General features: G+C 43.8%; 22 protein-coding genes and 1 riboswitch. Of the genes, 12 read left to right on the top strand and 10 right to left on the bottom strand.

Annotated elements, in window-relative coordinates; genetic code table 11:
• Positions 1–25 precede the first annotated feature (25 nt).
• Positions 26–1,081 (top strand): COX15/CtaA family protein, encoded by a 1,056-nt coding sequence (locus tag BCT34_RS13130; protein WP_076652024.1) that lies wholly within the window; start codon positions 26–28, stop codon positions 1,079–1,081.
• A complete protein-coding gene (cyoE, locus tag BCT34_RS13125) occupies positions 1,071–2,045 on the top strand; it encodes a heme o synthase (protein WP_076652027.1) in 975 nt (324 codons plus the stop codon). Before BCT34_RS13130 ends, cyoE begins: the two co-directional genes overlap by 11 nt.
• A gap of 109 nt (positions 2,046–2,154) precedes the next feature.
• On the opposite strand, the gene gbpA is transcribed toward cyoE, so the two are convergent.
• A complete protein-coding gene (gene gbpA, locus BCT34_RS13120) occupies positions 2,155–3,621 on the bottom strand; it encodes an N-acetylglucosamine-binding protein GbpA (protein WP_076652029.1) in 1,467 nt (488 codons plus the stop codon).
• Between the two features lie 72 nt (positions 3,622–3,693).
• Positions 3,694–3,783: riboswitch (cyclic di-GMP riboswitch) on the bottom strand.
• A 323-nt stretch (positions 3,784–4,106) separates the two neighbouring features.
• Between gbpA and BCT34_RS13115 the strand changes: the two genes are divergently transcribed.
• The 3 genes from BCT34_RS13115 to BCT34_RS13105 all read left to right on the top strand — a co-directional run bounded on the left by BCT34_RS13115 (position 4,107) and on the right by BCT34_RS13105 (position 5,474).
• Positions 4,107–4,460 carry a hypothetical protein gene (locus BCT34_RS13115; protein WP_017066796.1) on the top strand — a complete coding sequence of 118 codons (354 nt, stop codon included), beginning with the start codon at positions 4,107–4,109 and terminating at the stop codon, positions 4,458–4,460.
• 99 nt (positions 4,461–4,559) lie between these two features.
• A complete protein-coding gene (locus BCT34_RS13110; protein WP_076652032.1) occupies positions 4,560–5,231 on the top strand; it encodes a DUF3313 domain-containing protein in 672 nt (223 codons plus the stop codon).
• A 12-nt stretch (positions 5,232–5,243) separates the two neighbouring features.
• On the top strand, positions 5,244–5,474 hold the full coding sequence (locus tag BCT34_RS13105; protein WP_076652034.1) for a DUF3820 family protein: 231 nt from the start codon (positions 5,244–5,246) through the stop codon (positions 5,472–5,474).
• A 37-nt stretch (positions 5,475–5,511) separates the two neighbouring features.
• On the opposite strand, the gene BCT34_RS13100 is transcribed toward BCT34_RS13105, so the two are convergent.
• Positions 5,512–5,982, bottom strand: coding sequence for a hypothetical protein (locus BCT34_RS13100; protein WP_076652037.1), 471 nt, complete (start codon positions 5,980–5,982; stop codon positions 5,512–5,514).
• Between the two features lie 214 nt (positions 5,983–6,196).
• Here BCT34_RS13100 and BCT34_RS13095 point away from each other — a divergent pair, with 214 nt between their 5' ends.
• Positions 6,197–8,086, top strand: coding sequence for a hypothetical protein (locus BCT34_RS13095; RefSeq protein ID WP_076652039.1), 1,890 nt, complete (start codon positions 6,197–6,199; stop codon positions 8,084–8,086).
• Positions 8,087–8,413: 327 nt separating this feature from the next.
• On the top strand, positions 8,414–9,466 hold the full coding sequence (gene aroG, locus BCT34_RS13090) for a 3-deoxy-7-phosphoheptulonate synthase AroG (RefSeq protein WP_076652041.1): 1,053 nt from the start codon (positions 8,414–8,416) through the stop codon (positions 9,464–9,466).
• Positions 9,467–9,576: 110 nt separating this feature from the next.
• Here the strand turns inward: aroG and BCT34_RS13085 are convergent, their stop codons facing one another.
• From BCT34_RS13085 to BCT34_RS13075, 3 genes are all read right to left on the bottom strand, one after another.
• Complete coding sequence (locus tag BCT34_RS13085) at positions 9,577–11,001, bottom strand: phosphomannomutase (protein WP_076652044.1); 1,425 nt, start codon at positions 10,999–11,001, stop codon at positions 9,577–9,579.
• Positions 11,002–11,016: 15 nt separating this feature from the next.
• Entirely contained in the window at positions 11,017–12,510 is a 1,494-nt protein-coding gene (locus tag BCT34_RS13080; protein WP_076652046.1) for a mannose-1-phosphate guanylyltransferase/mannose-6-phosphate isomerase, read from the bottom strand.
• A gap of 106 nt (positions 12,511–12,616) precedes the next feature.
• Positions 12,617–13,732 carry a mechanosensitive ion channel family protein gene (locus BCT34_RS13075; protein WP_076652048.1) on the bottom strand — a complete coding sequence of 372 codons (1,116 nt, stop codon included), beginning with the start codon at positions 13,730–13,732 and terminating at the stop codon, positions 12,617–12,619.
• Positions 13,733–13,918: 186 nt separating this feature from the next.
• On the opposite strand from BCT34_RS13075, the gene BCT34_RS13070 reads away from it, so the two are divergent.
• Both BCT34_RS13070 and BCT34_RS13065 read left to right on the top strand, forming a co-directional pair.
• Entirely contained in the window at positions 13,919–14,575 is a 657-nt protein-coding gene (locus BCT34_RS13070) for a TrkA family potassium uptake protein (protein ID WP_017106229.1), read from the top strand.
• Positions 14,576–14,608: 33 nt separating this feature from the next.
• Positions 14,609–15,976, top strand: coding sequence for a TrkH family potassium uptake protein (locus BCT34_RS13065; protein ID WP_076652051.1), 1,368 nt, complete (start codon positions 14,609–14,611; stop codon positions 15,974–15,976).
• 85 nt (positions 15,977–16,061) lie between these two features.
• Here BCT34_RS13065 and msrB read toward each other — a convergent pair whose 3' ends face one another.
• Positions 16,062–17,204, bottom strand: coding sequence for a peptide-methionine (R)-S-oxide reductase MsrB (msrB, locus tag BCT34_RS13060; RefSeq protein ID WP_076652054.1), 1,143 nt, complete (start codon positions 17,202–17,204; stop codon positions 16,062–16,064).
• A 201-nt stretch (positions 17,205–17,405) separates the two neighbouring features.
• Here msrB and BCT34_RS13055 point away from each other — a divergent pair, with 201 nt between their 5' ends.
• Positions 17,406–17,804: an OsmC family protein gene (locus BCT34_RS13055; RefSeq protein ID WP_076652056.1), complete on the top strand. Its 399-nt coding sequence runs from the start codon at positions 17,406–17,408 to the stop codon at positions 17,802–17,804.
• 125 nt (positions 17,805–17,929) lie between these two features.
• Here BCT34_RS13055 and BCT34_RS13050 read toward each other — a convergent pair whose 3' ends face one another.
• From BCT34_RS13050 to phnW, 4 genes are all read right to left on the bottom strand, one after another.
• Positions 17,930–18,991 carry an OmpA family protein gene (locus BCT34_RS13050; RefSeq protein ID WP_076652058.1) on the bottom strand — a complete coding sequence of 354 codons (1,062 nt, stop codon included), beginning with the start codon at positions 18,989–18,991 and terminating at the stop codon, positions 17,930–17,932.
• Between the two features lie 318 nt (positions 18,992–19,309).
• Entirely contained in the window at positions 19,310–20,128 is an 819-nt protein-coding gene (gene phnX / locus BCT34_RS13045) for a phosphonoacetaldehyde hydrolase (protein ID WP_076652060.1), read from the bottom strand.
• Between the two features lie 97 nt (positions 20,129–20,225).
• Entirely contained in the window at positions 20,226–21,647 is a 1,422-nt protein-coding gene (locus tag BCT34_RS13040) for an aspartate aminotransferase family protein (protein WP_076652062.1), read from the bottom strand.
• Positions 21,647–22,750, bottom strand: a complete 1,104-nt coding sequence (phnW, locus tag BCT34_RS13035) for a 2-aminoethylphosphonate--pyruvate transaminase (protein ID WP_076652065.1) — start codon at positions 22,748–22,750, stop codon at positions 21,647–21,649. Before phnW ends, BCT34_RS13040 begins: the two co-directional genes overlap by 1 nt.
• A 350-nt stretch (positions 22,751–23,100) precedes the next feature.
• Here phnW and BCT34_RS13030 point away from each other — a divergent pair, with 350 nt between their 5' ends.
• Both BCT34_RS13030 and BCT34_RS13025 read left to right on the top strand, forming a co-directional pair.
• Entirely contained in the window at positions 23,101–24,111 is a 1,011-nt protein-coding gene (locus BCT34_RS13030; protein ID WP_060981582.1) for a putative 2-aminoethylphosphonate ABC transporter substrate-binding protein, read from the top strand.
• Between the two features lie 104 nt (positions 24,112–24,215).
• Positions 24,216–25,637, top strand: a complete 1,422-nt coding sequence (locus BCT34_RS13025; protein WP_076652067.1) for an FAD-dependent oxidoreductase — start codon at positions 24,216–24,218, stop codon at positions 25,635–25,637.
• Positions 25,638–25,841 lie beyond the last annotated feature (204 nt).

Here is a 25,841-nt window from a genome sequence, read left to right as displayed (position 1 = left end):
GGGAACAAGTATAGGGAGATAAGTGATGCAGAATAAAGCCCCTGATTTACTGATGCTCGTGATGAGGTTAACTATCTTGTTAACCCTTACCGTGATCGTTCTCGGAGCTTATACACGCTTGTCTGATGCTGGTCTTGGCTGTCCTGATTGGCCGGGGTGTTACGGTAAGATCACTGTTCCTTCGGATGCACAAGCGGTGAATCAAGCCAACCTCCATTTTCCTGAACGTGCTTTCGAAGCAGACAAAGCTTGGATAGAGATGATACACCGCTACTTTGCTGGCTCATTAGGGCTTCTTATCTTTGTTGTAGTCGCTTGGTGTATCAAGAAGAATATTACTTCTGCTGGGCTTCCATTACTTATCTCTGCGACCGTGATATTTCAGGCTTTGCTTGGAATGTGGACGGTGACCCTTAAATTGATGCCAGTTGTGGTTATGGCGCATTTGATGGGGGGCTTCACACTATTGTCGCTGCTGTGTCTGCTGTACTGTCGTCTATCTCAATTCCAAACCCATTTTGGTGAGTCTTCCTATTCTTCAGCACTTAAAGTCTCGGCGCTCTTTGGATTACTTATTGTGGTCGGGCAGATACTACTCGGTGGTTGGACATCGTCAAACTATGCCGCTTTGGTATGTACTCAATTGCCCATCTGTGAAGGCAACTGGGTGGACTATATCGATTTCAAAAATGCGTTCGACTTTGCACAGCATGGTCATGACAACTATGAGTTTGGGGTGTTGGAGTACCCTGCAAGGCTGACTATACATGTCATGCATAGGTTTGGAGCTATTGTGGCGACGTTAACGGTGTTGATGATCGTGTATCAGCTATGGAACTTTGGCCAATCGCCTCACCAAAAACTGAGCGTGATTGTCGCAATCGTGTTGTTTACTCAAATCAGCCTTGGGATCAGCAATGTATGGTTTCACCTGCCAATCTCAGTTGCGGTTTTGCATAACCTAGTAGCGGCGATGTTGCTCATCAGCATGGTTGTAACCAATTTTGTGGTGTGGCAACGCAAACCGAGTGAGAGCTTGGCAAAGAACAGTGTATTACAAGGAGGTAATCATGGTCAGTAGAACGTCAACGCAGCATGAAGTGGTGGTTCAAGACGCAACCTTAAGTCATAAAATAGCAGCCAACAATGAGATCGCTTTAAGCAACGAAATGGCTGCAAAAAACAAAGCTGCTTGGAAAGTTTATTTAACGCTGACCAAGCCTAAAGTCGTGGCTTTGATGTTGCTGACGGCATTGGTTGGGATGTGTTTGGCCGTGCCGAATGGATTGCCTATACAACAAACTTTGTTCGGAATGATCGGGATAGGTTTAATGGCGGGCTCAGCGGCTGCATTCAATCACTTGATCGACAAAAAAATCGACGGTCAGATGACTCGTACAAACCGACGACCTTTGCCATCTGGAGAGCTGAGTAGTGTACGCGTGTTCAGCTTTGCTGCGGGTATCGGTTTACTCGGCTTCGCCACGCTAGTGGTATGGGTCAATCAACTGACGGCGTGGTTAACCTTTGCGAGCTTATTGGGTTATGCGGTTATCTATACCATGTACTTGAAGCGAGCGACGCCGCAGAACATAGTAATTGCAGGGATAGCTGGTGCAATGCCTCCACTATTGGGGTGGACGGCGGTCACCAATGAACTGCACTCAAACGCTTGGTTGTTGGTGATGATTATTTTTATCTGGACGCCTCCGCACTTCTGGGCATTGGCAATTCATCGTCGTGACGAGTATGCCAAAGTGAACATTCCCATGCTGCCTGTGACCCATGGAATTGAATACACCAAGACTTCGATTTTGCTGTATACCTTGTTGTTGAGCATAGTGTGTATATTGCCTGTTTTGGTCGGCATGAGTAGTTGGATATATTTGAGCGCTTCATTGGTGCTCAACGCTGGGTTTGTTTATCACGCTTGGGTACTTAAGTATCGTGATGAGCCTAATATGGCGATGAAGACCTTTAAGTTTTCTATTTATCATTTAATGATCTTGTTTGTTGCTTTGTTGGCAGACCATTATCTACTTTGATAACCACATTTCTGCTGTCGTTGAATAAGAAAACGGATGCTTTGAGCATCCGTTTTTGTCTGGCTAATTACACAAGCTCACCTACTAGACAGTGAGTATCTGTGAGTCATTAGTCCACTTTGTTCCAAGCATCTTGCCAGTGTGAACCGACACCTGGTTCGTACTGAGTTGCTGTTGGCGCCCATTGAACACAGTAACCAGAGTATGGGAACTCTTTACACTGATAAATGCCACCATCGCTGCTTAGTACTTTAGTACCGGCTGTGTAAGAATCAATGCTTTCTGGGAATACGAAGTCGTAATCGCCCGCAGGTGGCGGTGTTTGCTCGTCCATCAGGTGGAAATCAAGCGTGTTCTGATCCACTAAGTTACCTTGGTCATCTTTCGTCACAACCACAAGCATATGGTGGCCTGCTTCAGACTTAGAAAGTGTCAGTTGAATATCTTCAACTTGTCCATCGGTTAGCTCTGATTTCTGAGAGGCAAGTGCCTCACGGTGATGGTTGTACACGGTCAGTTCTGCTTGAATGTCGCCTGTTGCCGCTAACGTAAGATCAAGCTGAGTAGGTTGGCTCTCGTCAATAATATACTCTGGCTCTAGGCCTGTTACTTCCAGCTCATGTTTTGGTTCTGGAGTATCGATCTTGTAGCCGATCTCTACACTGTTAAAGCCAGAGCCTGCTTTTAGATATACAGGGTTAGTGCCGTAAATTGGTGCGAAATCACCTTGGTCGTTCAATTGACCTGCTTTGATTTGCGTCTGCTCTTGATTGATCTTAGAGGCAAGTGCGTAAGACCAGTTGTTTGCCTTACCTTGCTCTTTGGTCTCAATCACCAACTCAGTGCTGTATGAAGCATTCTCACCAGATTGATCAAACACACGAGTGTAAACCGCATCACCAATGTTCAAGTCTTGAGTTGGGTTGATTTGACCGCCTTGATCCCAATCAGGAATGATAGGGCCGTCGCCATCAAACTTCACATCAATAACGTTGTAGAAAGCTGCAGCTGTGTCACCCACATCCCACACAGCAAGGATCACTTGATAACCTTCGCGCTCTGGTACATTACATAAGTGACTTACTTGCATTGGTGGTTGATCCATATTGCCTTCAACAACACAGAATGGCGTTAAATCAAAAGAGCTGCGTGCCAAAGGTTGGTTTGGGTTCCAGTCTGGTTGAGTAATGTAATATTTCCAATCGCGGGTTTTGTGGTTCGCTGTGAACGTCCACTCAAAGTATTGAGAGCCAGACTTGATAGGGCGTTTAACCCAGCGATCTGCTTTTTGCTCATCTAGTGCTGCTGCTAAAGAAGATTGGGCGCTGGCAATTTTTCCGTCAACAGGGCCGGCTTCAGGGAAGCCTTCAGGGCCTTCCACACTCTGAGGTTCGTATTGGATACCACCACAGTTGGTGTTTTTCTGTTGTGTATCACTCGCTGGAAACTTACATAGTGCGACACGGCTTTCTGCTACACCATTGTTGTATGCAGAGACATAACCATGACCGAAGCTAGCACCGCTGACGCTAAGTAGCGATAACGCGATGAGTGATTTTTTTGGGAGTTGTTTCATTATTTGTCCTTACTGTATTTGGCCGACAAAAAAGAGAACACTCCGGCATGCATTTGCACTTAAATTCTATTAAGTGGCGGCCCCGCTATCATAGACAGAATATTTGTCGACAGACCGGTGGCTTTGCGTCCTATTCTTTCAAATAGTTTGCCAGAAGTGCCTTTGAGCAAGCGAAATGTAGCCAACCAGTTTTATAAATGCGAATCAATAGATTGAAATGTGGAATGCCAATCTCGAACTTTTAATTCTTAATACAAATTAACTTGCTATATGTTTAGTTCGTTAACGTATAAATTATTGATATAAATAAAGAAAGCATTTGCTCTAATCGCTTTTGTGAATGGTTTTGAGTTATTGCGTTTTGTTCTGTACAACAATTGCGCGCATATCAAAACCAAACCTTTGGTTTCCACTAACCAAACCCTGACACGCCATGTATGAAAAGCCGGACAATTAATTGGTATGAATTATATAAAGGAGTTGTCATGGAATTCACTGAACTAGACAGAGACGCGTTGTATCAGACATGGATGTCACAAAAATCGAGAATGCGGATTACGCAGATGGAGTTTTCAAAAAAGCTAGGAATGAACCAACTTGATTTCTCTAGAGTGCTAAGAGGGGAGACGCCTTTAACCATGTCATTCGTGAGTCACTTTTGTCGTTTGCTTCATTTAGAGCCAAGGAACGTATTTCCTTCACTTAAAGAAGGCAATGAATCAGGGCCTAAAGTGGTTTATCTGAAAAGTAGAATGAGTGTCGATGGTGAGATCCAAAATGCCTATATCGAAGGGAATCAGGTGATTGTAGAGTATGCGCACACTGTGCAACATGACTAATTTTAGAGCTAGCTCTGAGTTTTAACCCTTTTTTCTACAATCTTTCGATATAGGGTATGGTATACTTAATTGGGTTCTTCTATTTAATTTAAGTACGCTATGAAACCTTTTAAACTTCTCTTGCTTGTTGCAACCAGCATTTTTTTGTTTGGTTGTGCAGGCGGTCCAATTAAAACCGCAACCAAATTCACCAGTTATGAAGATTTTCAGCCAGGTCCGGATGGTGGTGTTGACTTAGTTTGGGCCAGAATCGGCCTGCGTGATGCAGAGCGTTTAAAAGGTAAGTTGGACGGCTATGACTCAGTAGTGATCGACCAAATCTTTGTTCTTGCTGAAGAAGGTTCGTTAGATCAGCAAGATATTCAAGAGCTTACCGTTCACATGGTTAATCGCCTAGAAGATAAAATATCGCCTCATAAAACGATTGTCGATGAACCAACAGGCAAGACGTTACGCTTGAGTATCGCTCTAAGTAACGTAGAAACCCCAAACCCTATTTTGGCTGTGACGAGCAGTGTTCTGCCGTTTGGTCTTGCGATGTCTACTATCTCTAAGGTGGCAACAGGCGAGCACACCAATGTTGGGAGTGCGAGTGTAGAGTTATTGGTCAGTGATGCTCAAGATGGTACGCCACTGTTTGCTGCAATCGATCGTGAAGCGGGCAACAAAGACTTTTCAACTATGATTGATTCGTTAGATGATGCCAAAGATGCGATCAACTATTGGGTTGAACGTTTAGGTGATACTCTACAGAACATAGATGACGCATAGAAAGACCGAATAATGTTAGAGAAAGAGAACCTGATTAAGTTGGCTCGAATGCAGATGCCATTTGGAAAGTATGCGGGTCGTACATTGATTGATTTACCTGAAGAATATCTGCTGTGGTTCGATAAGAAGGGATTCCCGTCTGGTGAGCTAGGTGACTTGTTAAAGCTGTGCCTTGCTCTGAAAATTGAAGGGCTTGATAGTGTCGTCAAGCCACTTAAGCTTAATCACCCCAAAGGTTTATAACTAAAGTCGTGTAGCGATTTTTGAACAGAGGAGGGGTTTAATCAAACATTTTTCGAAAGACTAACTCGCCAAATACTGACTTTATAGCCTCGGTTGCCTCAGTCTCGCCAATTGTTTGAGCTAAATGTTGCTTTAACCTGAGCACACCGCCACGAGAATATGGACTCGTCCCATCCTTTAAAATGTTCTGTAGAAGCATCTCAATAACTTCTCTAAAGACATGGTTATTGGGATCTTCATAAGCTGTTATCCATGAATCAATAAATTTGTCCTTTGTTTCAAAGTCTAGGATGTCTAGGAGGATAGGGAAAACCACCCCTTGGAGTGCTGTGGCGAACATAATACTATTGGGGTAATAAGCTTGGATGCTGCTCTTTCGGACATTGAACTCTTTGGCAAGACGGTCATAGGTAACTGATGACCAGCCTTCGTTAAGAAATATTTTAACAATGCGCTCGTCCATTCTTTCTTTTTTTTGCCTTCTTTCTTCAGCGGTAATTCGCGCCATTAGATTCAACCGATTAGTGTTTGGTGAGCTACAGCATACAGATTTCCTTGGTTACAAACAACTTTTAGTACCAGTACCAAATAACACTTGCAATTGGTACTGGTACTAATTAATATGCTTCCCAGTTGACTAAGACGGCTTTCTGGTTGAGGAAAGGCTCAAGGTTAAATTTTTTATTATCAATGAGTACTAGTACCAATTGCGAGTGGAATACATGAATAAAGTAAGTTTATCTTCAATAGTGGTAGCGGCAAATTTAGTATTGGTTGGCTGTGATGACAGTTCAACTTCGACATCACCAGAATCACCAGTGTCACAAGCTCGAACGGTTACCGTTGGTGCAACAATGGCTAACATTACCGAAATGAACGCGTTGTCGAATACTTGTCTAAAGGATATTGAATTACCTGAAGATAAAGTCGTTAGTGTGCAGGGGTTCGATAATAATGTTTGTGCAGTAAAGGACCTTGATGGCAATGTTCATTATGTACGAACGAATGATTACAGTTTGGTAGTGACGGATATGTACGGCACGAATACATACGATATCAACGATATTGTTGTTGATGGCATACAGGATGTTGAGGTTTTTGGTGAAGCGACCTTTAAGATTGAACCTAAAATTGTGAAAGGTGAATACAATCAGTTTTATTCATATTACCTGGTAGAAGGTGAAGAGGTCCTGGGGGCAGACAAAACGCATGTAGTGATTCATGTGGATAATAAGGACTATTCCTACGTGACATTCACTGTTGCTGACCGTGAAGATATTGATTTTTACCATTCAACTATTACTGAGACTCGTGAGGAATCAAAGAATTTTGGCGCAACCTATTCTGGTGAGATTGAGGGTTCGATCGGTAGTGATTATGGTACGCATGCTTACCGTTATATTGATAAGGATGCGGTCGTTTTGATTACCGCGTTCAATGGTGCGTCTGTTCCAAGTACTATTGAATTTGAACCAATGAGGCATTTCAATCTTGGTGAGTTAAAAATTGATCCTAAGTCAGGTGAGATTATTATCACTCCGCCAGATTTTGGGGATCCGATTGAGATTATTCCGACTCCCGTTGCGCCAGTAATTAAGCCATCCCAGGTTGATAACGCTGAGTTAGTTCATTTTGATGAAAGTGGGTTTGGTATATTCAAAACGGTCCTTAATAGGAACGATTTAGCTGAACCTTGGTTGTATCCAGAGGTGCAGTTTGTGGCGGGTGAGAAGACATTGAAGCAGTACGACTTTAGCTATTCTCTAGATGTACCGGAAAGTTTTAAGTCTCATATGGATATTTACCTGTTGGATGAGGCGGGTGAACTGGTTCGTGTTGTTTATTATCCAAATGGTAATGTAGATATTAAAGGTGGGCCTCAGGGTATAAGTAAGGCTGATTTTGTTAAAGATTATGGTCATTACAGGTTGGATGCTCGAATAGATGGTTTGAAGTTTAAGACTAACTTTATTATTCGTGTTGCTGACGATAATGATGTAGGTGATTTACAGTTTACAGTTAAAGAATACACGGTTAAAGAGTTAGCACCTGTTTTAAGTTCAGAACAGTTGGTTGGTGGAACAATCCTTGATTCAATCGATGATACTAACCATAGTGTAGACATTGAATTTACTGGTAACCGTCAATCAAGCGTTGACAATCCACTTTGGGTTTATACCGATACCAAGTTTCCGGCTAAGGAAGGCGACGCACCGACTTTAGGTCAGGTATCTATTGATGTAGATGTAGAAGTTTCTGATACATTTTCGGATAAGGCCGCTTCAGATGCTTATATCAGTATCTACCTTGATGGTTGGAACGCGACAGAAACATTTTCGTTATATGTTTCTGGCCAGCTTAAAGGACAAGTTGTTCAGCGAACTCATCGTGAAGACGAAGGGCAAGAAGTATATTCAAGTTATGACTCTTTTCAAGCTGCTTACTTTGATACAAAAGTGAAAGGGCTTGCTGAAGGAACGAAGTTAAACACTAACTTTATACTTCGCTTTGGTGATAACGACAATGGGAATGGCGAGGATGGTAATTTGCTGGGTGAGGTAGTAGCTATCAATTCGTTTGATATTACAATCGAATGGCCTATCGCAGAGTAAGCGACTACCGAAATAATAAAACGGGCATTCTCTATGATAGCCCGTTTTTTTGTTTTTGAGTTCGACCCAATTTTACATGCATGATGAAACTTGAAGGATGGTTCTTCTTACCTTCCTATAAAATACGCAATCGATAGCGTGTAAATAATGATATACAGGGTGTTATAAATATAAAACACAAAAAAAATTGCGTTTATTTTCAATTAGTGATTGAAACTGGGGTTTTTACTAGTTAAGTTACAGGGAACAAGAAGATTAGTGCTGATAGAAAGTGACGTGAGACAACGTACATTCAGCTCAAGGATAGAAAAAAGGAAGAAGTAAGCAATGTTCCAGACTGATGATGTAAGAATTAACAAAGTAAAAGAGTTATTACCCCCTGTTGCTGTTTTAGAAAAGTTTCCAGCGACTGAAGTTGCTTCTTCTACAACCTTTGAAAGCCGCAAAGCGATCCACAATATTTTAGAAGAAAGCGATGACCGCTTGCTTGTTATTGTAGGCCCATGTTCTATTCATGACACAGAGGCCGCTCTTGAGTACGGTAAGCGCTTGAAAGTGTTGCGCGACGAGCTTGGCGATAACCTTGAAATCGTAATGCGCGTTTACTTTGAAAAGCCACGTACAACTGTTGGTTGGAAAGGTCTAATCAATGACCCGTACATGAACGATACGTTCAAGCTAAATGATGGTCTTCGACTAGGTCGTAAGCTACTGCTTGACCTAACTGACATGGGAATGCCAACCGCAAGCGAATTCCTAGACATGATCACGCCTCAATACGTTGCTGATTTAATCAGTTGGGGTGCAATTGGTGCGCGTACTACTGAATCTCAAGTTCACCGCGAACTGGCTTCGGGTCTATCTTGCCCAGTTGGCTTTAAGAATGGTACTGATGGCAACATCAAGATCGCAACAGACGCAATCCGTTCTGCAAGCGCTTCTCACCACTTCTTGTCGGTAACTAAATACGGCCACTCAGCTATCGTTGAAACGGCTGGTAACCCAGATTGTCATATCATCCTACGTGGTGGTAAAGAGCCAAACTACAGCGCAGAACATGTTGGCAAGATCAAAGAGGAGCTAGAAGCTTCTGGTCTTCCACAAAAAGTGATGATCGACTTCAGTCACGCAAACAGCTCTAAGCAGTTCAAGCGCCAAATGAACGTGTCTGATGACGTAAGCGCGCAGATCTCTGGTGGTGACAAAGCTATTTTTGGTGTGATGATTGAATCTCACTTAGTTGAAGGTCGCCAAGACTTAGTTGACGGTAAAGCTGCCACATACGGTCAGTCGATTACTGATGCTTGTATTGGTTGGGAAGATACTGAAGCTGTACTTCGTCAACTAGCAGGTGCAGTTGAAGCTCGCCGCAACAAATAGGCTAATTACAGTCAATAACTAAGCGACTGAAAACTGAAAGCCCTTACTAGCAATCGTTAGTAAGGGCTTTTTTGTGGTTCTTAGTTGTAAACCGGAAGTACCTTGTACTCTTAAATGATAAAAGACAGTAACTCGTCGACTTTACGTGACAACAAATTTTTATCTTTCTTGGTTTCTACGTTGAGACGTATCAATGGCTCTGTATTCGATTGCCTTAAGTTAAAACGCCATGTTCCCATGTCCATACTGATACCGTCTGTATGATCGATCTCAATGGCATCATCTCGGTAGTGCGATAACACGTAAGCCATGACCTGTTCGGGGTCTGAAACTCTGCGATTTATCTCTCCGGAAGAGGGGAATCTATGCATACTGGTACTTGTCAATTGGTGAAGAGATTGTTGAGTTTTTGACATCAGTTCAATAACCAGTAACCAAGGAATCATGCCTGAATCGCAATATCCGAAATCACGAAAATAATGGTGTGCGCTCATTTCGCCACCATAGACGGCATTTGTTTCACGCATTTTCTCTTTGATAAGTGCGTGTCCCGCTTTAATCCCAATCGCTTTGCCACCATGTGTGTTGGCGACTTCAATCGTGTTCCATGTCATGCGCATGTCGTGCAATACAGTCGCGTTAGGTTGTTTAGTCAAGAATGCTTCAGCAAGCAATCCGACAATGTAATAACCCTCGATGTAATTGCCTTTCTCATCAAAGAAAAAGCATCGGTCGAAGTCTCCATCCCAAGCAATTCCAAGGTCGGCAGAGTATCCTAAAACGGCATCTCGAGTGGCTGCTTGGTTATCTCTAATCAATGGGTTTGGAATACCATTAGGGAAGTTTCCATCGGCTGTATGATGAACCTTGACGAAAGTGATAGGGACGCTGAGTTTGTTAAACTTGTTCTCTAAAGCATCAATGACATGCCCTGCAACGCCGTTTCCTGCGTTGACCACAATCTTCATTGGTGAAAGCTTAGACGGAGAAATATAGGAGAGTAGATGGTCTACATAAGGAGCGAGAATACTGGTCGATCTACTAGAGTTAGTGGGGTGTGCATGACCGATAGTTGAACCGCTGTTCAGTTCTTGATTCAGTACTTCAATGCGTTGTTTGATTTCATCCAAACCACAGTTTTTACTTATCGGGCTTGCGTCTACACCGACCAATTTCATTCCGTTGTAATTGATTGGATTGTGGCTTGCTGTAATTTGAACGCCGCCAACTGCTTTTAGGTGGCGAGTCGCAAAGTAGACCTCTTCAGTGCCTGTCAAGCCTAGATCTATCACGGTTATCCCTGATTTGATTAAGCCTTTGGTCATAGCCTCTTGTAATGAAAGGGACGTTTCACGGTTATCACGACCAATGACTACCTGAACCAAGTCATCGAATGAGGTTTTAGGTGCGGCGGACAGTGCGTATTCGCCAAATGCCTTGCCGAGTAGATAGGCTAGCGGCTCATTGATTTGTTGACCAATGATGCCGCGGATATCGTTGTTCTTAAAGCAGCTAAGGTCTAATGTTGATTTCATCGATTTGTGGCTGCTTTATTTTGTTTGGTTGTGCTTAGATGAGTGAACTTGTTGATTGAGCACATCTCGCCCATAGCTGTCTTGATATCGAATGATGTCGTTTTCACTTAAATGACTGCCTGTTTGCACTTCAATCATTTCGAGTGGGATGCTCCCTGGATTCTCTAGGTTATGAATGTGACCTAATGGAATGTAAGTGGATTGATCTTCCCCGACTAGGTACGTTTTTTCATTATTAGTTACCTTCGCGATGCCGGCCACAACAACCCAATGTTCCGCTCTGTGGTAGTGCATTTGTAACGACAACTTATGACCGGGTTTTACGGTGATACGTTTAACTTTGTCGCGCTTGCCTATATCGACTACATCGTATTTACCCCAGGGTCTAAACACTTCTCGGTGATGGACATGCTCTGTGCGTTCGGCTTGATTTAACTGGCTGACAATCGATTTCACACCCTGAACATTGTCCTTATTGGCGACAAGTATGGCGTCTTTGGTTTCGACAATAATTAGGTTTTCAACACCGACAGTCGCAACCAGTTTATTTTCAGCATGGATGTAGTTGTGCTGAGAATCGACAGTCAACACATCGCCTTCAATGACGTTGTTGTGCTCATCCTTATCACTGACATCCCAAATAGCAGACCACGATCCAATGTCATTCCAACCAACATCCATCGGAATCACAGCAGCGTGTGACGTTTTTTCCATCACAGCGTAATCTATAGAGTCGCTCGGGCTACTTTTGAATGCTTCAGCGTCAATGCGGATAAAGTCGAGGTCGGTACTTTGCTTCTCAAGAGCTAGCTTACAAGCCGCTAATATCTCAGGGTGGTGTTCGGCGAGTTCTTCAAGGTAGCGTGATGCTCTAAACATGAACATACCGCTGTTCCATAGGTATTGTCCCGAATTAATGTACTGCTCTGCTGTTGCTAGGTCGGGCTTTTCAACGAAACATTCAATCGCATAAGCATTTTGGGAGAGAGGCTCTCCTTGCTTGATATAACCATAGCCAGTTTCGGGTGCGCTCGGAGTAATACCAAATGTGACGAGTTTACCTTGTTTCGCGTATTCAACGCCTCTCGCCACCGTTTGTTGAAATTCGGTCGTTTTGGCGATGTGATGATCGGCTGCCAGTACCAATAATATTGGATCTGGTTCGTTATGTTGGTTGTTGTTTGAGTGGCTTAAGACTTGTAATGCTGCTAGTGCGATGGCGGGCGCCGTGTTTCTGCCGACAGGTTCTAGCAAAATACCACTGTGCTCGATGTTAGCCGATCGGGTTTGCTCCGCAGTAATGAAGCGGTGTTCTTCGTTACAGATAATGAAGGGAGCAGCACACTCGGTATCACTTAAGTGCGATTCAAGGCCATGCAAACGCAAAAGGGTTTGCTGAAGCATCGATTGCTCGCCAGCAATATTGAGGAATTGCTTAGGGTAAAGCTCGCGAGACAGTGGCCAGAGGCGGCTACCAGAGCCGCCGGCTAGAATGACAGGTAAAATCATAGCGTGGTAATTGGGTGCCTTAAAATATTGGCCCCATGTTACCACGCTTCACCTTTTTTAATTATCGATAACCCACTTACTTATCTATAAACATCAGAGGAGTTGCTTATTGGTGACCTGCTGGATTAGAAGTAACCATATCTTGAGCGTCACTAAAGCCTTGTGGGTCGATTTTGAGTGTTTGTGTTGGGAACGCGATATCTGCATTATGCTTATGAATGATCGTCAACACCTGCAGCAAAACATCTTGTTTAACTTCGTGGTATCTAACCCAGTTGACGGTTTTGGTGAAGGTATAGATAAAGAAGTTCAGTGTAGATGGACCAAATTTATCAAAGTTAACGATGAGTGTTTGTTTAGCATCGATATCTGGATGCGTTTCAAGCATGGCTTTTACGTCATCAACAATGAGAGCCAGCTTGCTCGCGTCTTCGTAACGAAGCCCGAAGGTTTCATTGATTCGGCGGTTCAGCATTCGCGATGGGTTTTCCACCACAATGTTACTGAATACCGAATTTGGTACGTACAACGGGCGTTTGTCGAAGGTGCGAATAATGGTCATGCGCCAGCCAATGCGTTCGACAGTGCCTTCGATTTGACGGTCGGGAGAGCGAATCCAATCACCGACTTTAAAAGGGCGGTCGAAGTAAATCATCATACCGCCAAAGAAATTCGAGAGCAGATCTTTTGCTGCCAAACCGACAATCAAACCACCTACACCACCAAAGGTCAGTAAGCCGGAAAGACTGAGTCCGAACGCCTGCATGATGGTCAGGCCACCCATGACCATAAAGAACAGACGAGCGACTTTTGCAATCGCCTGTACAGTCGTTTCATCTCTGTTGTTTTGCTCTAAGACGTACGCTTCAGCATTAGTGATCATTCGTAAGGTAAACCAAACGAAGGTACATATGATCAATATGTGCTTGAGCGTTTTTAACCAATTGATTTCGTTGCCAAACTGATCTTGAAGAATTAATCCGATAGAAACGGTCGCGGGCCAACACCAAAGTAACGTACTGACAGGAGTTTTCAGTGCCTCTAGTAGCAAATCATCCCAGTGGAAGTGGGTTCTTTGTGCCAAAACTTCTAAGCGATTGTGGATAATTCGCCAAGCTACCCAAGCTAAAAAACTCGCAATAGTGATGAATAGGACGCTATTCGCCCAGTCACTATGGCTCTGATTGATGTAGGTTTGTACTTGGGTTAAGAATTCATTCATTGTGTGTGCTGCCGCAGAAATTATGAATTGGAAATTAGCAGAAACTCGAGATGTTCTCTACCTTTATAAATCAAGCGATTATAACAATAGTATAACCTTATTATTGCAGAACTAACTTTTTTTGAGTTAGAAACTAATGTAGGTTTAGCTACCCCGTGTAATTAAAATTTCTAAACAGGATTTCAAATGAGCGACAAACAATATGCAGTTATCGGTTTAGGGCGTTTTGGTTTATCTGTTTGCAAAGAGCTGCAAAGTTCTGGGGCACAGGTATTAGCCGTCGATATTGATGAAGAGCGAGTGAAAGAAGCGGCGGCTTTTGTTTCACAAGCGATTGTTGCGAACTGTACAAGCGAAGAGACAGTTAAAGAGTTAAGACTCGACGATTACGATATGGTGATGGTATCTATTGGCTCTGATGTTAACTCCAGTATTCTCACAACGCTGGTGGTGAAAGAATCTGGAGCAAAAGCAGTTTGGGTTAAGGCGAATGATAAGTTCCACGGCAAGATCCTCTCTAAGATTGGTGCTGACCATATCATCATGCCGGAGCGAGATATGGGTATTCGTGTTGCTCGTAAGATGCTGGACAGACGCGTTCTCGAATTTATCGACCTTGGCAGTGGCTTAGCGATGACAGAAATCGTTATTGGCTCAAAGTTTTTAGGCAAGCAACTTCGCGACCTAAAGCTGTGCAAAGAGGTAGGGGTTGAAGTACTTGGCTTCAAGCGCGGCCCGAACCTAACCAAAGCACCTGAACTTGATGTCAGTTTAGAGATCGGTGATGTGGTGATCATTGCAGGGCCGAAAGAGACCTTGTCTAGAAAGCTACGCAATTGGTAACTGGTAATAAGTAATTGGTAATAAGGTAACCGTATGAATTCGTTGAAACGAAAAGGTACTTTCTACACGCTCAAGACAGATAAAAAGCCGCGCAAAGGCTCAGAGCCAAAGATTATCCTTACGAGTTTCTTAGGTGTTCTTATCCCTTCTGCAATCTTGTTGACGCTGCCAGTCTTTTCTGTAACTGGACTTAGTTTTACAGATGCGCTGTTTACTGCCACATCCGCAATCAGTGTGACAGGCTTGGGTGTTGTCGATACGGGTGAACATTTCACTCTGGCGGGCAAAATACTGCTGATGTTTTTGATGCAAGTCGGCGGTTTAGGGCAGATGACCCTGTCTGCAGTGCTGCTCTATATGTTTGGCGTTAGATTAAGTCTCAAGCAACAAGCATTGGCGAAGGAAGCGTTGGGTCAAGATCGTAAGATCAATCTCCGCAAATTAGTTAAGAAGATCATCATCTTTGCGTTGGTGGCGGAGTTGGTTGGGTTTGTATTGCTCTGTTTCCGTTGGGTTCCAGAAATGGGATGGGCAACGGGAAGCTTTTATGCACTCTTTCACGCTATATCTGCATTCAATAACGCAGGTTTCGCGCTGTTCTCAGACAGCATGATGAGTTTTGTTGATGATCCATTGGTGATTTGTACTTTGGCGGGTTTATTCATCTTTGGTGGATTAGGCTTCACGGTAGTGGGGGACTTATCGAGTAACTGGCGTAAAGGCTTCCAGCACTTGCATCTGCACACCAAGATCATGCTGACCGCAACGCCAACTTTGTTGTTGGTGGGTACGGTGATGTTTTGGTTATTGGAGAGGAATAACTCAGCAACGATGGAAGGCCTCTCTATACAAGGTCAGTGGTTAGCCGCATTTTTCCAATCGGCGAGTGCTCGTACCGCTGGTTTCAACAGTGTGGACTTGTCTCAGTATACGCAACCGGCATTATTGGTGATGATAGTACTAATGTTGATTGGTGCTGGTTCGACTTCCACTGGTGGTGGTATTAAGGTATCGACCTTTGCGGTCGCATTTGTCGCAACGTGGACTTTCCTACGTCAGAAAAAGCATGTCGTGATGTTTAAGCGTACGGTGACTTGGCAAGCGGTAACAAAGTCATTGGCCATTATTGTGGTAAGTGGGGCGCTATTAACCACCGCAATGTTTTTGTTAATGCTGACTGAAAAGGCGGCGTTTGATCGAGTGATGTTTGAGGTGATTTCAGCCTTTGCAACGGTGGGATTAACAGCAGGTTTAACCGCGAATCTGACTGAGCCAGGAAAATACATCATGATTGTGGTTATGGTGATTGGACGGATAGGTCCCTTGACCTTAGCTTACATGTTGGCGCGTCCAGAACCTTCATTACTCAAATATCCAGAAGATACCGTGCTAACCGGTTAGGATTAGCGACTTGTTTGCGAGTTAGAGAAAGCAAAGCCAGCGACATGCTGGCTTTGCGGTAGATCTAGCGTCAATTGTTTAATACTTAGCCCTGAAACATTTCAACGTATTCTTCATACCCTTCTTCAACCAGTTTATCTGCTGGGATAAAGCGCATTGCAGCTGAGTTCATGCAGTAACGTAAGCCTGTTGGTTTAGGACCATCTTTAAACACATGTCCTAGGTGAGAATCACCAAACTTACTTCGAACCTCTGTTCTTGGGTAAATCAGTTTGTAGTCGGTCGTTGTTACGACATAAGCTTCGCTAATTGGCTGTGTAAAGCTTGGCCAGCCTGTGCCTGATTTGTATTTGTCTTTTGAAGAGAACAGTGGCTCACCCGTTACGATATCGACGTAAATACCTTCCTGTTTGTTATCCCAGTATTTGTTGTCAAATGGGCGCTCTGTTGCATCTTCTTGTGTTACATCGTACTGCAGTGAGGTGAGTTTTGCTTTGATCTCTGCGTCAGATGGTTTGACATAGGTCTTAGCATTGGCAGTCGCATTTTTGCTGTCGATGATCTGACGAAGTGTTTTCGGATTCTCTTTTCTATCCTCACCGAAGATCTTATCTAGATACTGGTCACGACCCGAAGCATAGCGGTAGTAGTTATAGCGAACCTTACTCTTTTTGTAATAGTCTTGGTGATAGTCTTCCGCTGGCCAGAATTTTTCAAATTCGATCAGTTCTGTTTTCAGTGGTTCACCAAAAATCTGAGATTTGTCGATCTCCATCATGAAGTTCTGAGCTACGGCTTTTTGCTCTTGGTTACGGTAGAAAATAGCAGGTCGATACTGTGGACCGCGGTCTACGAAGGAGCCTTTGTCATCAGTTGGGTCAATATGTCTGAAGAATTGGTCAAGAACCTGTTCATAACTAACAATATCAGGATTGTAAGTCACGTTGATCACTTCGATGTGACCAGACTTACCTGAGGACACTTGTTTGTAGGTTGGGTTTTCTAATTCACCACCAGAGTACCCAGAGATAACGTCGGTGACGCCGGTCAGTTTTTCTAGGTCGGATTCTGTACACCAGAAACAACCACCAGCCAGTGTCGCGATTTCACTTTTACCTGAATTTGCTGTTTTATCCATTGTATTGGCAGTGCCAGTCTGGCTTACAAACAGCGAAATCAGTGGTAGCGCAACCACGAGTGATACCAATATTTTAGATAATTTATTCATAGATACCTCATCTTGACGTTCTTTTCATTCGATTTTGAATGTACGAATAGAGACAGGTTTAAGATGGAAAAAATTGCATCATTCACAAAAAAAATGTGTTACCTAGAAAATCTTGCTCATAAATGCTGCCAGTAGTAGGGTGTAGGCATTGATATAAAATAATAGTTAATGATGACGCTTTTCGTACATCTAAGGAACAGCATGCAAGCAGAAGTTAAATGGGTCGAAGGTTTTAAATTCCTTGGTCAATCTCAATCAGGTCACTCTGTCGTTATGGATGGAAGTGGTGGTGCTACCGCTCCAAGCCCTATGGAAATGGTGTTAATGGCTGCTGGTGGTTGTAGTTCTGTTGATGTAGTTGATGGTTTGAAATCTGCAGGCCAGAACATCACAGGCTGTAACGCAAAGCTTGAAACAACACGTCGTGAAACAGCACCAAAAATCTTCACTGTGATTAATATTCATTTCGAAGTAACGGGTGACCACCTTGATCCTGAGCTTGTTGCTAAGGTTTGTGCTGATTCATTAGAAAAATACTGTTCAGTATGCTTAATGCTAGGTGCTGGCGTAGAGATGACCCACAGTTGGGAAATCGTTTAGCCTTCTGATTGTATATTTTGGCGATAGGCTAATTCTTACGGCTTATGAGTAGAGTCAGATAAAGAAAAGGGCGGGGCACTTTAAAGTGTCCCGCCCTTTAGTATTCTAACTAGAGTAGAGTGCTATTATTCAGCCGTTTCTACAATAACTTCTTCCATTTGCGCTTCTTCTTGGTATTCGAAGCTTGGGATTGTTGCGTCAACACGACGGTTTTGCGCACGACCTTCAGCAGTATCGTTTGTTGCTACTGGGTTTTCCTCACCTTCACCTGTAGCCGTAATACGGTCTGCTTCAATACCTTGCTCTTCAATGTATGCGGCTACAGCGGCAGCTCGTTTTTTAGAGATCATCATGTTGTACTCAGCAGAGCCTGTTGAATCGGTGTGACCAACAACATTAACTGATGATTGAGGGTAAGTTTGCAGCACTTCTACCAATGGTGTCAGTGCTGTTTTACCTTCTGTAGACAATTCAGTACTGTTTGTCTCAAACATACCTTGCGAGAAGCTTTCTGTTTGCGCTTTAATTACAACAGTCTCTTCTTCAACCACAACGGCTTCCGGTTCTGCAATAGGTTCAGCTGGAGCCTGTGTTACGGCAGCAGCAGCTACTGTTGCGGCTGACGCCGTCGTGTTACCTGTACCGAAATTGTAGCTTAGACCAACGGTAACAAGGTTAGAGTTGAGGTCTTGAATGATCTTATCGTCAAAATCGTCGAAGTATTGGTATTCAACTCGAAGTGCCCAGTCGTCGGATAGCTGTTTCTCAGCACCGATACCTAGTGCTAATACAACATCGTCTTCGTCATCGTGCATGATGTAAGCGGGACCAGCTTTAAAGAATATATCAAACTGTTGTTTAATCGCTAGTCGGTACATTGGGCTCAAAGAAATGGCTACGATAGAATCGCTGTATCTTTGAGTCGCTCCGTTATAGTTAAAGCTGGTGTCATAATCACCTAAGTAATCTGCATTTAATTCTAGAGCAATGTTATCGGTAAAGTTGTAACCACCGTAAATACCACCCGCAACTGAATCATCTTCACAATCAATGTTGTCGACACAAGCGCTATCGAGCCAACCCATGCCAACTTTTGCGCCTACGTATGTCGTTGCGGCAATTGATGGAGCAGCAGCGAAACCTGAAGCAGCTACCACAGCACACATGATTCTTGACAGTCTTTTCATAATCTTATCCTTGGATTAACTCTTATTGTTATCTGAACTAGCCTTTAAAGCGGCGATTTATTGTTTGGGACACTGCAACAGTAAGTCGTTCAGGCGTAGTTTCAGGTCGAACCTATCTTGGTACTATTATTGTTATATTGTTAGTTTAGTTGCTTATTGGGGTCAATGAAGTTGTTGTAATTTATATATTTAAGGTGCTATTTACAGAGGTTTTTGTCAATTAATTGTTGTCTCAAATGTTGGAAATAAAGAAACCTCGTATCATTTTTAGGTGATACGAGGTTTCTTTTATGTGTACTGAATGTTTGGTGATTACCGTTATGGGCGCTCACCGGCTAACAAACGCTTTTCAATATCTGCAATGACACCTGGTAGGTCTGCAATGGTGTCGATTAGGTAGTGTGGGTTTGATTTGTTTAGCTTCACGCTTGCTTTTTCACGTGCAGCTGCAAGTGTTGCTTCATCGGCATCTAAATATTCTTGATAGGTTAAGCCTGCCTCGTTCCCCGATAATACAAGTCCAACCGTCCACATGCCTGCGTTGTGACCTTCGTCGATACCTGGTGCCGCGTCATCTACTTTTACACATGCAGCAACGCCAGTTACACCTAGGTCAATCACGTTTTTAAGCGCCATGAATGGAGCTGGGCGACCACCTTGCGGTAAGTCGTCAGTTGCAACTACGTTGTCAGGAAGATAACCGTAATCTGCTGCCGCTGGAATCAGTACGTCCATCACTTCACGTGGGTAACCAGAACAAGAGCCAATTTTTACATTCTTTTCTTTTAGGTTATTGACTACTTCAATCGCGTTTAAAATTGGCGCAGCGTGGTCTGCTACTTTTGCTTTCTGAAGAGGCATGAATGCCGCGTAGATCGCATCAACGTCTTCACTGGTCATCGAGCGTCCGAATTGAGCCTTCCAACGAGCATCAACCGCAGGGATTTGACCCACAGCTTGGATGTGATCCCATTTACCAATACCCATAGGTTCACGAGCTTCAGCTAAGTCGATGTCAAAGTCGAAACCTTGTTTGAATGCTTCAACAAAGATGCTGGTTGGAGCAAACGATCCAAAATCAACAATAGTGCCAGCCCAGTCAAAGATAACCGCTTGGATAGGTGATGTTGTGTTCATAAGAGTGTCCTATTTTTGTGTCACTCCCGTTGTAAAGTTCTGGGAGGACGAATGATTGTTTTGGGTTATTGGTTTAAATGTTGATTTAGAGAATGAACTAAAGGTATTCAAAGTCTTTGCAGGCTTTTGCTATCGCATTTTCAAGTACAGACAGAGCGATTTCTAGTTCGCTGCGACTGATGATCAATGGTGGGCTCAACTGAATCACATTACCTTGTGACACCTTAAAACTCAGGCCATCGTTCAGACATTGATAAAGTACTGCTTCTGCTTCATCGAATGCTCGGGTTTTAGTGATATGGTCGGTAACCAACTCCACGCCCCATAGCAGGCCGATGCCGCGAACGTCACCAATGACTGGATACTTCTCTTTCATTTGAAGCAGCTGTTCATGCACGAATGTGCTGTCCTCTTGGACTTTTTCAAGTAAATTTTCTTGCTCAATCACTTCCATGGTGGCCAGTGCTGCCGCGCAGCCAATGGGGCTTTTCTCATGTGTGTAGTGCCCCAGTGATACTTGCGCTGCCGTGTTGTATTTGTCTTTAGTGATCATAGCTGCGATTGGTACTAAGCCGCCGCCAAAACCTTTACCGATACAAAGAATGTCAGGTTCGATATCAAAAGCTTGGTGTGTAAACCATTCGCCACTGCGACCCATACCGTTTGGAATGTCATCAATGATCAACATGACGTTGTGTTTGTCACAGATCTCACGGATGCGTTTCCAATAAGCTTTGCTTGGAACTTGCACGTCTGTGTTACGCACGGCTTCGGCAATGAAAGCACCAATGCCACCTTCTTTTTCAATCACATACTCAAGGTAATCGGCGTAGTGCACATCACATGCGGTCTCATTGTTATCGTCTGAGCTTTGCCCGCGAAGCGGGAAAGCACCACGATAAGAGACAGCTGGTGGAATACGTTCTACGCCTGCCATTAACGGCCCCATACCTTCACGAAAACAAGCTTCGCCACCCACTGAAATTGCATCCAGTGACGCGCCGTGGAATGAATCCCATAGCGACACTACTTTGAAGTTGTTGGTGACATGTCGAGCCAGTTTGAGTGCCATACCGATCACCGATGTACCACCCGGAGCAAACAACACGCGATTCAAACCACCACCGCAGATCTGTGTGAGCTTTTCAGCGCACTGAACTGCAGTTTCATTGGTGAAGCGACGTGGTGAAAATGGCAACGACGCCATTTGCTGAGTCACTTTATTAATAATATGTGGGTGGCCATAACCTAGCTGATGAACATTGTTGCCGTGAAAGTCCATATACTTATTACCCGTCGCATCTTGAATGTAGATGCCTTCAGCGGCTTCAAGCGTGTCTAGGCAAGGTGTTGACATCGCTTGATGAAGAAACACGTCTGAGTCGCGTTTTAACATTGCTTGAGTCGCCTCATCGTTTAACGACTCATTCCACTTTTCACGGGCTGGCGTGGTGTTCACATCGCCTTCACTTCGAAAGTGTGTCGCCTTAAGAACGGGGTCTTGATTGGTCGTCGTCATTATTTGATATCCCAGTACATAGCGTTTTTCACTGCTCCAATAAGGGCTTCAATATCTGACGGATACACTTCACCGATGTTACCAATGCGGAAGCAGTCTGCGTTTGAAACCTTGCCCGGGTAAATCACAAAACCTTGCTCTTTCAAACGGTCATAGAACTCTTTAAATTGGTAATCGCTATGAGTTGGAGAATAGAAAGAGGTAATGATAGGTGAATGAAGATCATCATTAAGTAGTGGTTCAAAGCCAAGAGAACGCATGCCTGCAACCAATGTGGTTTGGTTGGTTTGGTAGCGATTATGACGAGCTTCGATACCACCTTCCTGTTCTAGTTCAAGAAGAGCTTGGTAGAAAGCGCGCACTGTATGAGTCGGAGAGGTGAAGCGCCATTTGCCATGGTTGCTTTCCATGCAGTGCCACTGGTCAAACAGGTCAAGGCTTAATGAGCGAGCTTGGCCTTTACACTTTTCCAGTTCTGATTGCTTGGCAATAACAAAGCCGAACCCCGGTACACCTTGAATACACTTGTTTGCTGAACTGATCATGTAATCGATACCTAAGTCAGCAATATCCATAGGGATGCCACCAAAGCTCGACATAGCATCAAGAATGACGGTTTTGTTGTGCTGTTTTGCCAATTTGGCAATATCTTCAATTGGATTCAGCATACCAGTGGTGGTCTCACAGTGCACAATCGCAACGTGAGTAATGCCTGAATCCATGGCCAATGCCGTTTCCATTTCGTTCAAGTCAGGCTGTGATGTTTCACCTGGGGAAACGACATGGCATGGAATGTCTAAGTATTCTGCGATTTGAGCAATACGAGCACCATATGCACCGTTGTCAACAACAAGAAGTTTACCCCTCTTAGAGATAACACTACCGATTGTTGCTTCTACTGAAGCGGTGCCGCTACCTTGCATGAGCACGCTCGTATAACCCGTTTGCTTAGTCGCCAAAGTGACTAGTTTGCTACGAATCACTTCAACAACGTCTTTGTTGTATTCATCATCCCAAGTACACCAGTCTTTTAGCATCGCTTGGCGAACGGTTTCAGAAGTAGATAGTGGGCCAGGTGTCAGTAATAAGTAATCATTTCTCATGTTCTATTCTCGTGATTTTCATTTTGGACTATACCAATATTTGCGATTACTTTAACAACCAATTTAAACGGTCGTAAATAGCCCAAACGTTATTTTCACAAAAGCTTAATATTCAAATTTGTCATTTTTGTTGAGAAATTTTCCGATCTCGAAACTGCCATTTTTTGTTCATTTAACCGTCATAAAAGTCGATTAGGTTAATACTCGCAAACTGGTACATACCAATAAAAGGACGTGTACTAACAACCTAAATGAATTTATGGATATAGACGCCTCTTGGTGAGGTTTCTAGCTTGAACAACTTTAACCTTGGCAATTTCTAACCTTGGCACCGGGCCTGATTGGAGAAAATGATGAAAAACCGTTTTATGAAAGGATCACTTGCAGCATTAGTCACTCTACTGGCTGGCAATGCTTATGCAGCACAGGAAGTGACGGTTTACACCGCATTTGAAACTGACATCTTGGCGAAATACAAAAACGCCTTTGAAAGTGAAAACCCAGACATCAACATCAAATGGGTTCGTGATTCAACTGGGATCATGACGGCAAAATTATTGGCTGAGAAAAACAACCCTCGCGCAGAGGTAGTTTGGGGACTTGCAGGCTCTTCAATGGCTCTGCTTAAGGAAGAGGGCATTCTTAAACCGTACACGCCTCAAGGTGTAGAAGCATTACGCGCTAACCTTAACGACCCACAGTCTACTCAAGCTTGGTATGGCAACGATGCATTCTTCAATGCAGTTTGCTTTAACGAAGTGGTGGCTAAGCAATTGAACCTACCAGCACCTAAGTCTTGGGATGACCTAACCAAGCCTATCTACAAAGGCCACATTGCAATGCCAAACCCAGCGTCTTCTGGTACGGGCTACATGCAGGTTTCGGCTTGGCTACAAAACATGGGTGAAGACCAAGGTTGGAACTACATGCAGAAGCTAGACCAAAACATCGCTCACTACACACACTCAGGCTCTAAGCCATGTGTTCAAGCGGGTATGGGGGAGGTTGCTATAGGCATTTCTATGGCGAGCCGTGGTGCTAAGCTGAAAACTCAAGGCGCGCCACTTTCCGTGATTACGCCTGAAGGTATCGGCTGGGAATCTGAAGCGGTAGGCCTTGTTAAGCCTTCTGATGCAGCACAACGCGTTGTTGATTGGTCTATTTCTAAAGCAGCAAATGAGCTTTACATCGAAATGTACCCAGTTGTTGGCCACCAAGATGTGACAGGCAAAGCAGAGAACTTCCCTAATGTAGAAAAGAACATGGCAAAAATGGACTTCGCTCGCATGGGCAGCGAGCGTGCCGACGTTCTTAAAACATGGTCTGAGAAGTTTGACGCTAAATCAGAGCCAAAATCTTAATCTGACGACCTATTCAGTTCATTAGAAGTTTGAAATCAGTAAAGGAAGGCTTCGGTCTTCCTTTTTTAATTTTATGCATTTAGGTTTTAAGTAAGGTACAAGAAATGACAAAGCACTATTCATATTGGTTCAAGCAAGCGTTGGAACAAGAGTTTGGTACCATCAATGCGGGGCTAGGTTCGGCTAAGCCGCTCTCAAAAGACGTCAACTGTGGTATCGCCATTGTTGGCGGTGGTTACACAGGGTTATGGACGGCGATTCTAATCAAACAGCAGCAACCTGAAAAACATGTTGTCGTGATTGAAAAAGGCCTATGTGGTAGCGGTGCTTCTGGCGCGAATGGCGGTTGCATGCTGACGTGGTCGACTAAGTATCCAACGTTGAAAAAGCTCTACGGAAAAGAACAAGCGAAATGGTTGGTTAAGGAATCAGAAAAGGTTATATACGAGATCGAAGCCTTCTGTAGCGAACATAACATCGACGCGCATTTATATCGAAGCGGTACTTACTATACAGCGACCAATGAAGCTCAAAAGGGTGGCATGGAGCCTGTTGTGAATGAGTTGGTCAAGCAAGGCATCAATAGTTGGAAGAAGTGTGACAACTCTTTGTCTGATAAAGCTGGGTCTGCTCGCCACATTGAGGGTTATTACTCAGAAGCTGCGGGCAGTGTACAACCTGCGTTATTGGCTAGAGGTTTGCGCCGAGTCGCACTCGAACTGGGTGTCGAAATTCACGAAAATACAGAGATGACCTCACTCTACTATGGCTCTCCAGCTCGAATTCAAACCAAAGGCGGTTCCGTATTTGCGGATAAAGTAATTTTGGCGCTCAATGCGTGGATGCTTGATCACTTTAAAGAGTTCAAACGCAGCATTGTGGTTGTCTCTTCCGACATGGTGGTGACTAAGCCTATTCCTGAAAAGCTCACGCAGTTTGGCCCAGAGAAAGGCGCGGCGGTGGTGGATTCGCGTATCTTTGTCCACTACTACCGAGATACCCAGGACGGACGACTCATGTTGGGCAAAGGTGGTAATAAATTTTCGTTTGCCAATCAAGTTGAAAGCATGTTTAACCAAACCACTCACTACTTGCCAATTCTCAATCAATCTTTCCAAAAGCTGTTCCCCAAGTTGGAGCAAAGTGAATTCGATTACAACTGGTCGGGCGGCTCAGATCGTTCGGTCACCGGATTGCCATTTTTCGGTAATCTAAAAGGCCAAAGCAACATCTATTATGGGCTCGGCTATTCAGGGAATGGCGTTGCTCAAACCCGTATGGGCGGGAAGATTTTGTCAGCAATGGTACTCGATATAGACAATGCTTGGACACGAAGCGGTTTAACTAAAGGCCCATTAGGACACTTCCCACCAGAGCCATTTCGTTGGGTAGGTGCGATGATGGTTCGTGATGCGGTACGAAGAAAAGAGAACGCGGAAGATTCGGGTAACACGCCATTGTGGCTCGATAAGCAATTATCCAAACTCGCAGGCGCAGCGGGTAAAGCCGACAAGGTGGAATCATAGGCTAATCTGGTTATCTAAATTAAGACATAAACTCAGCCCTCAAGTAAGTTTTTATCGTTTCGGAGGGCTCGTTATGCTGAGTGAACACTTATCTTTAATGCTTATTATATCTGCAATATAACTGTCATTTAGCTACTATAAATTTGTCACTCAACTGCAATATTCTCAGTTTAAATTTGGTATATACCACATAGAGAGTGCTGT

The organism is Vibrio sp. 10N.261.45.E2 (assembly GCF_002875705.1).
Taxonomy (GTDB): Bacteria; Pseudomonadota; Gammaproteobacteria; order Enterobacterales; family Vibrionaceae; genus Vibrio.
The sequence above is the reverse complement of the archived record's forward strand: the minus strand, read 5'-3'. Positions and strand labels throughout refer to the sequence as shown.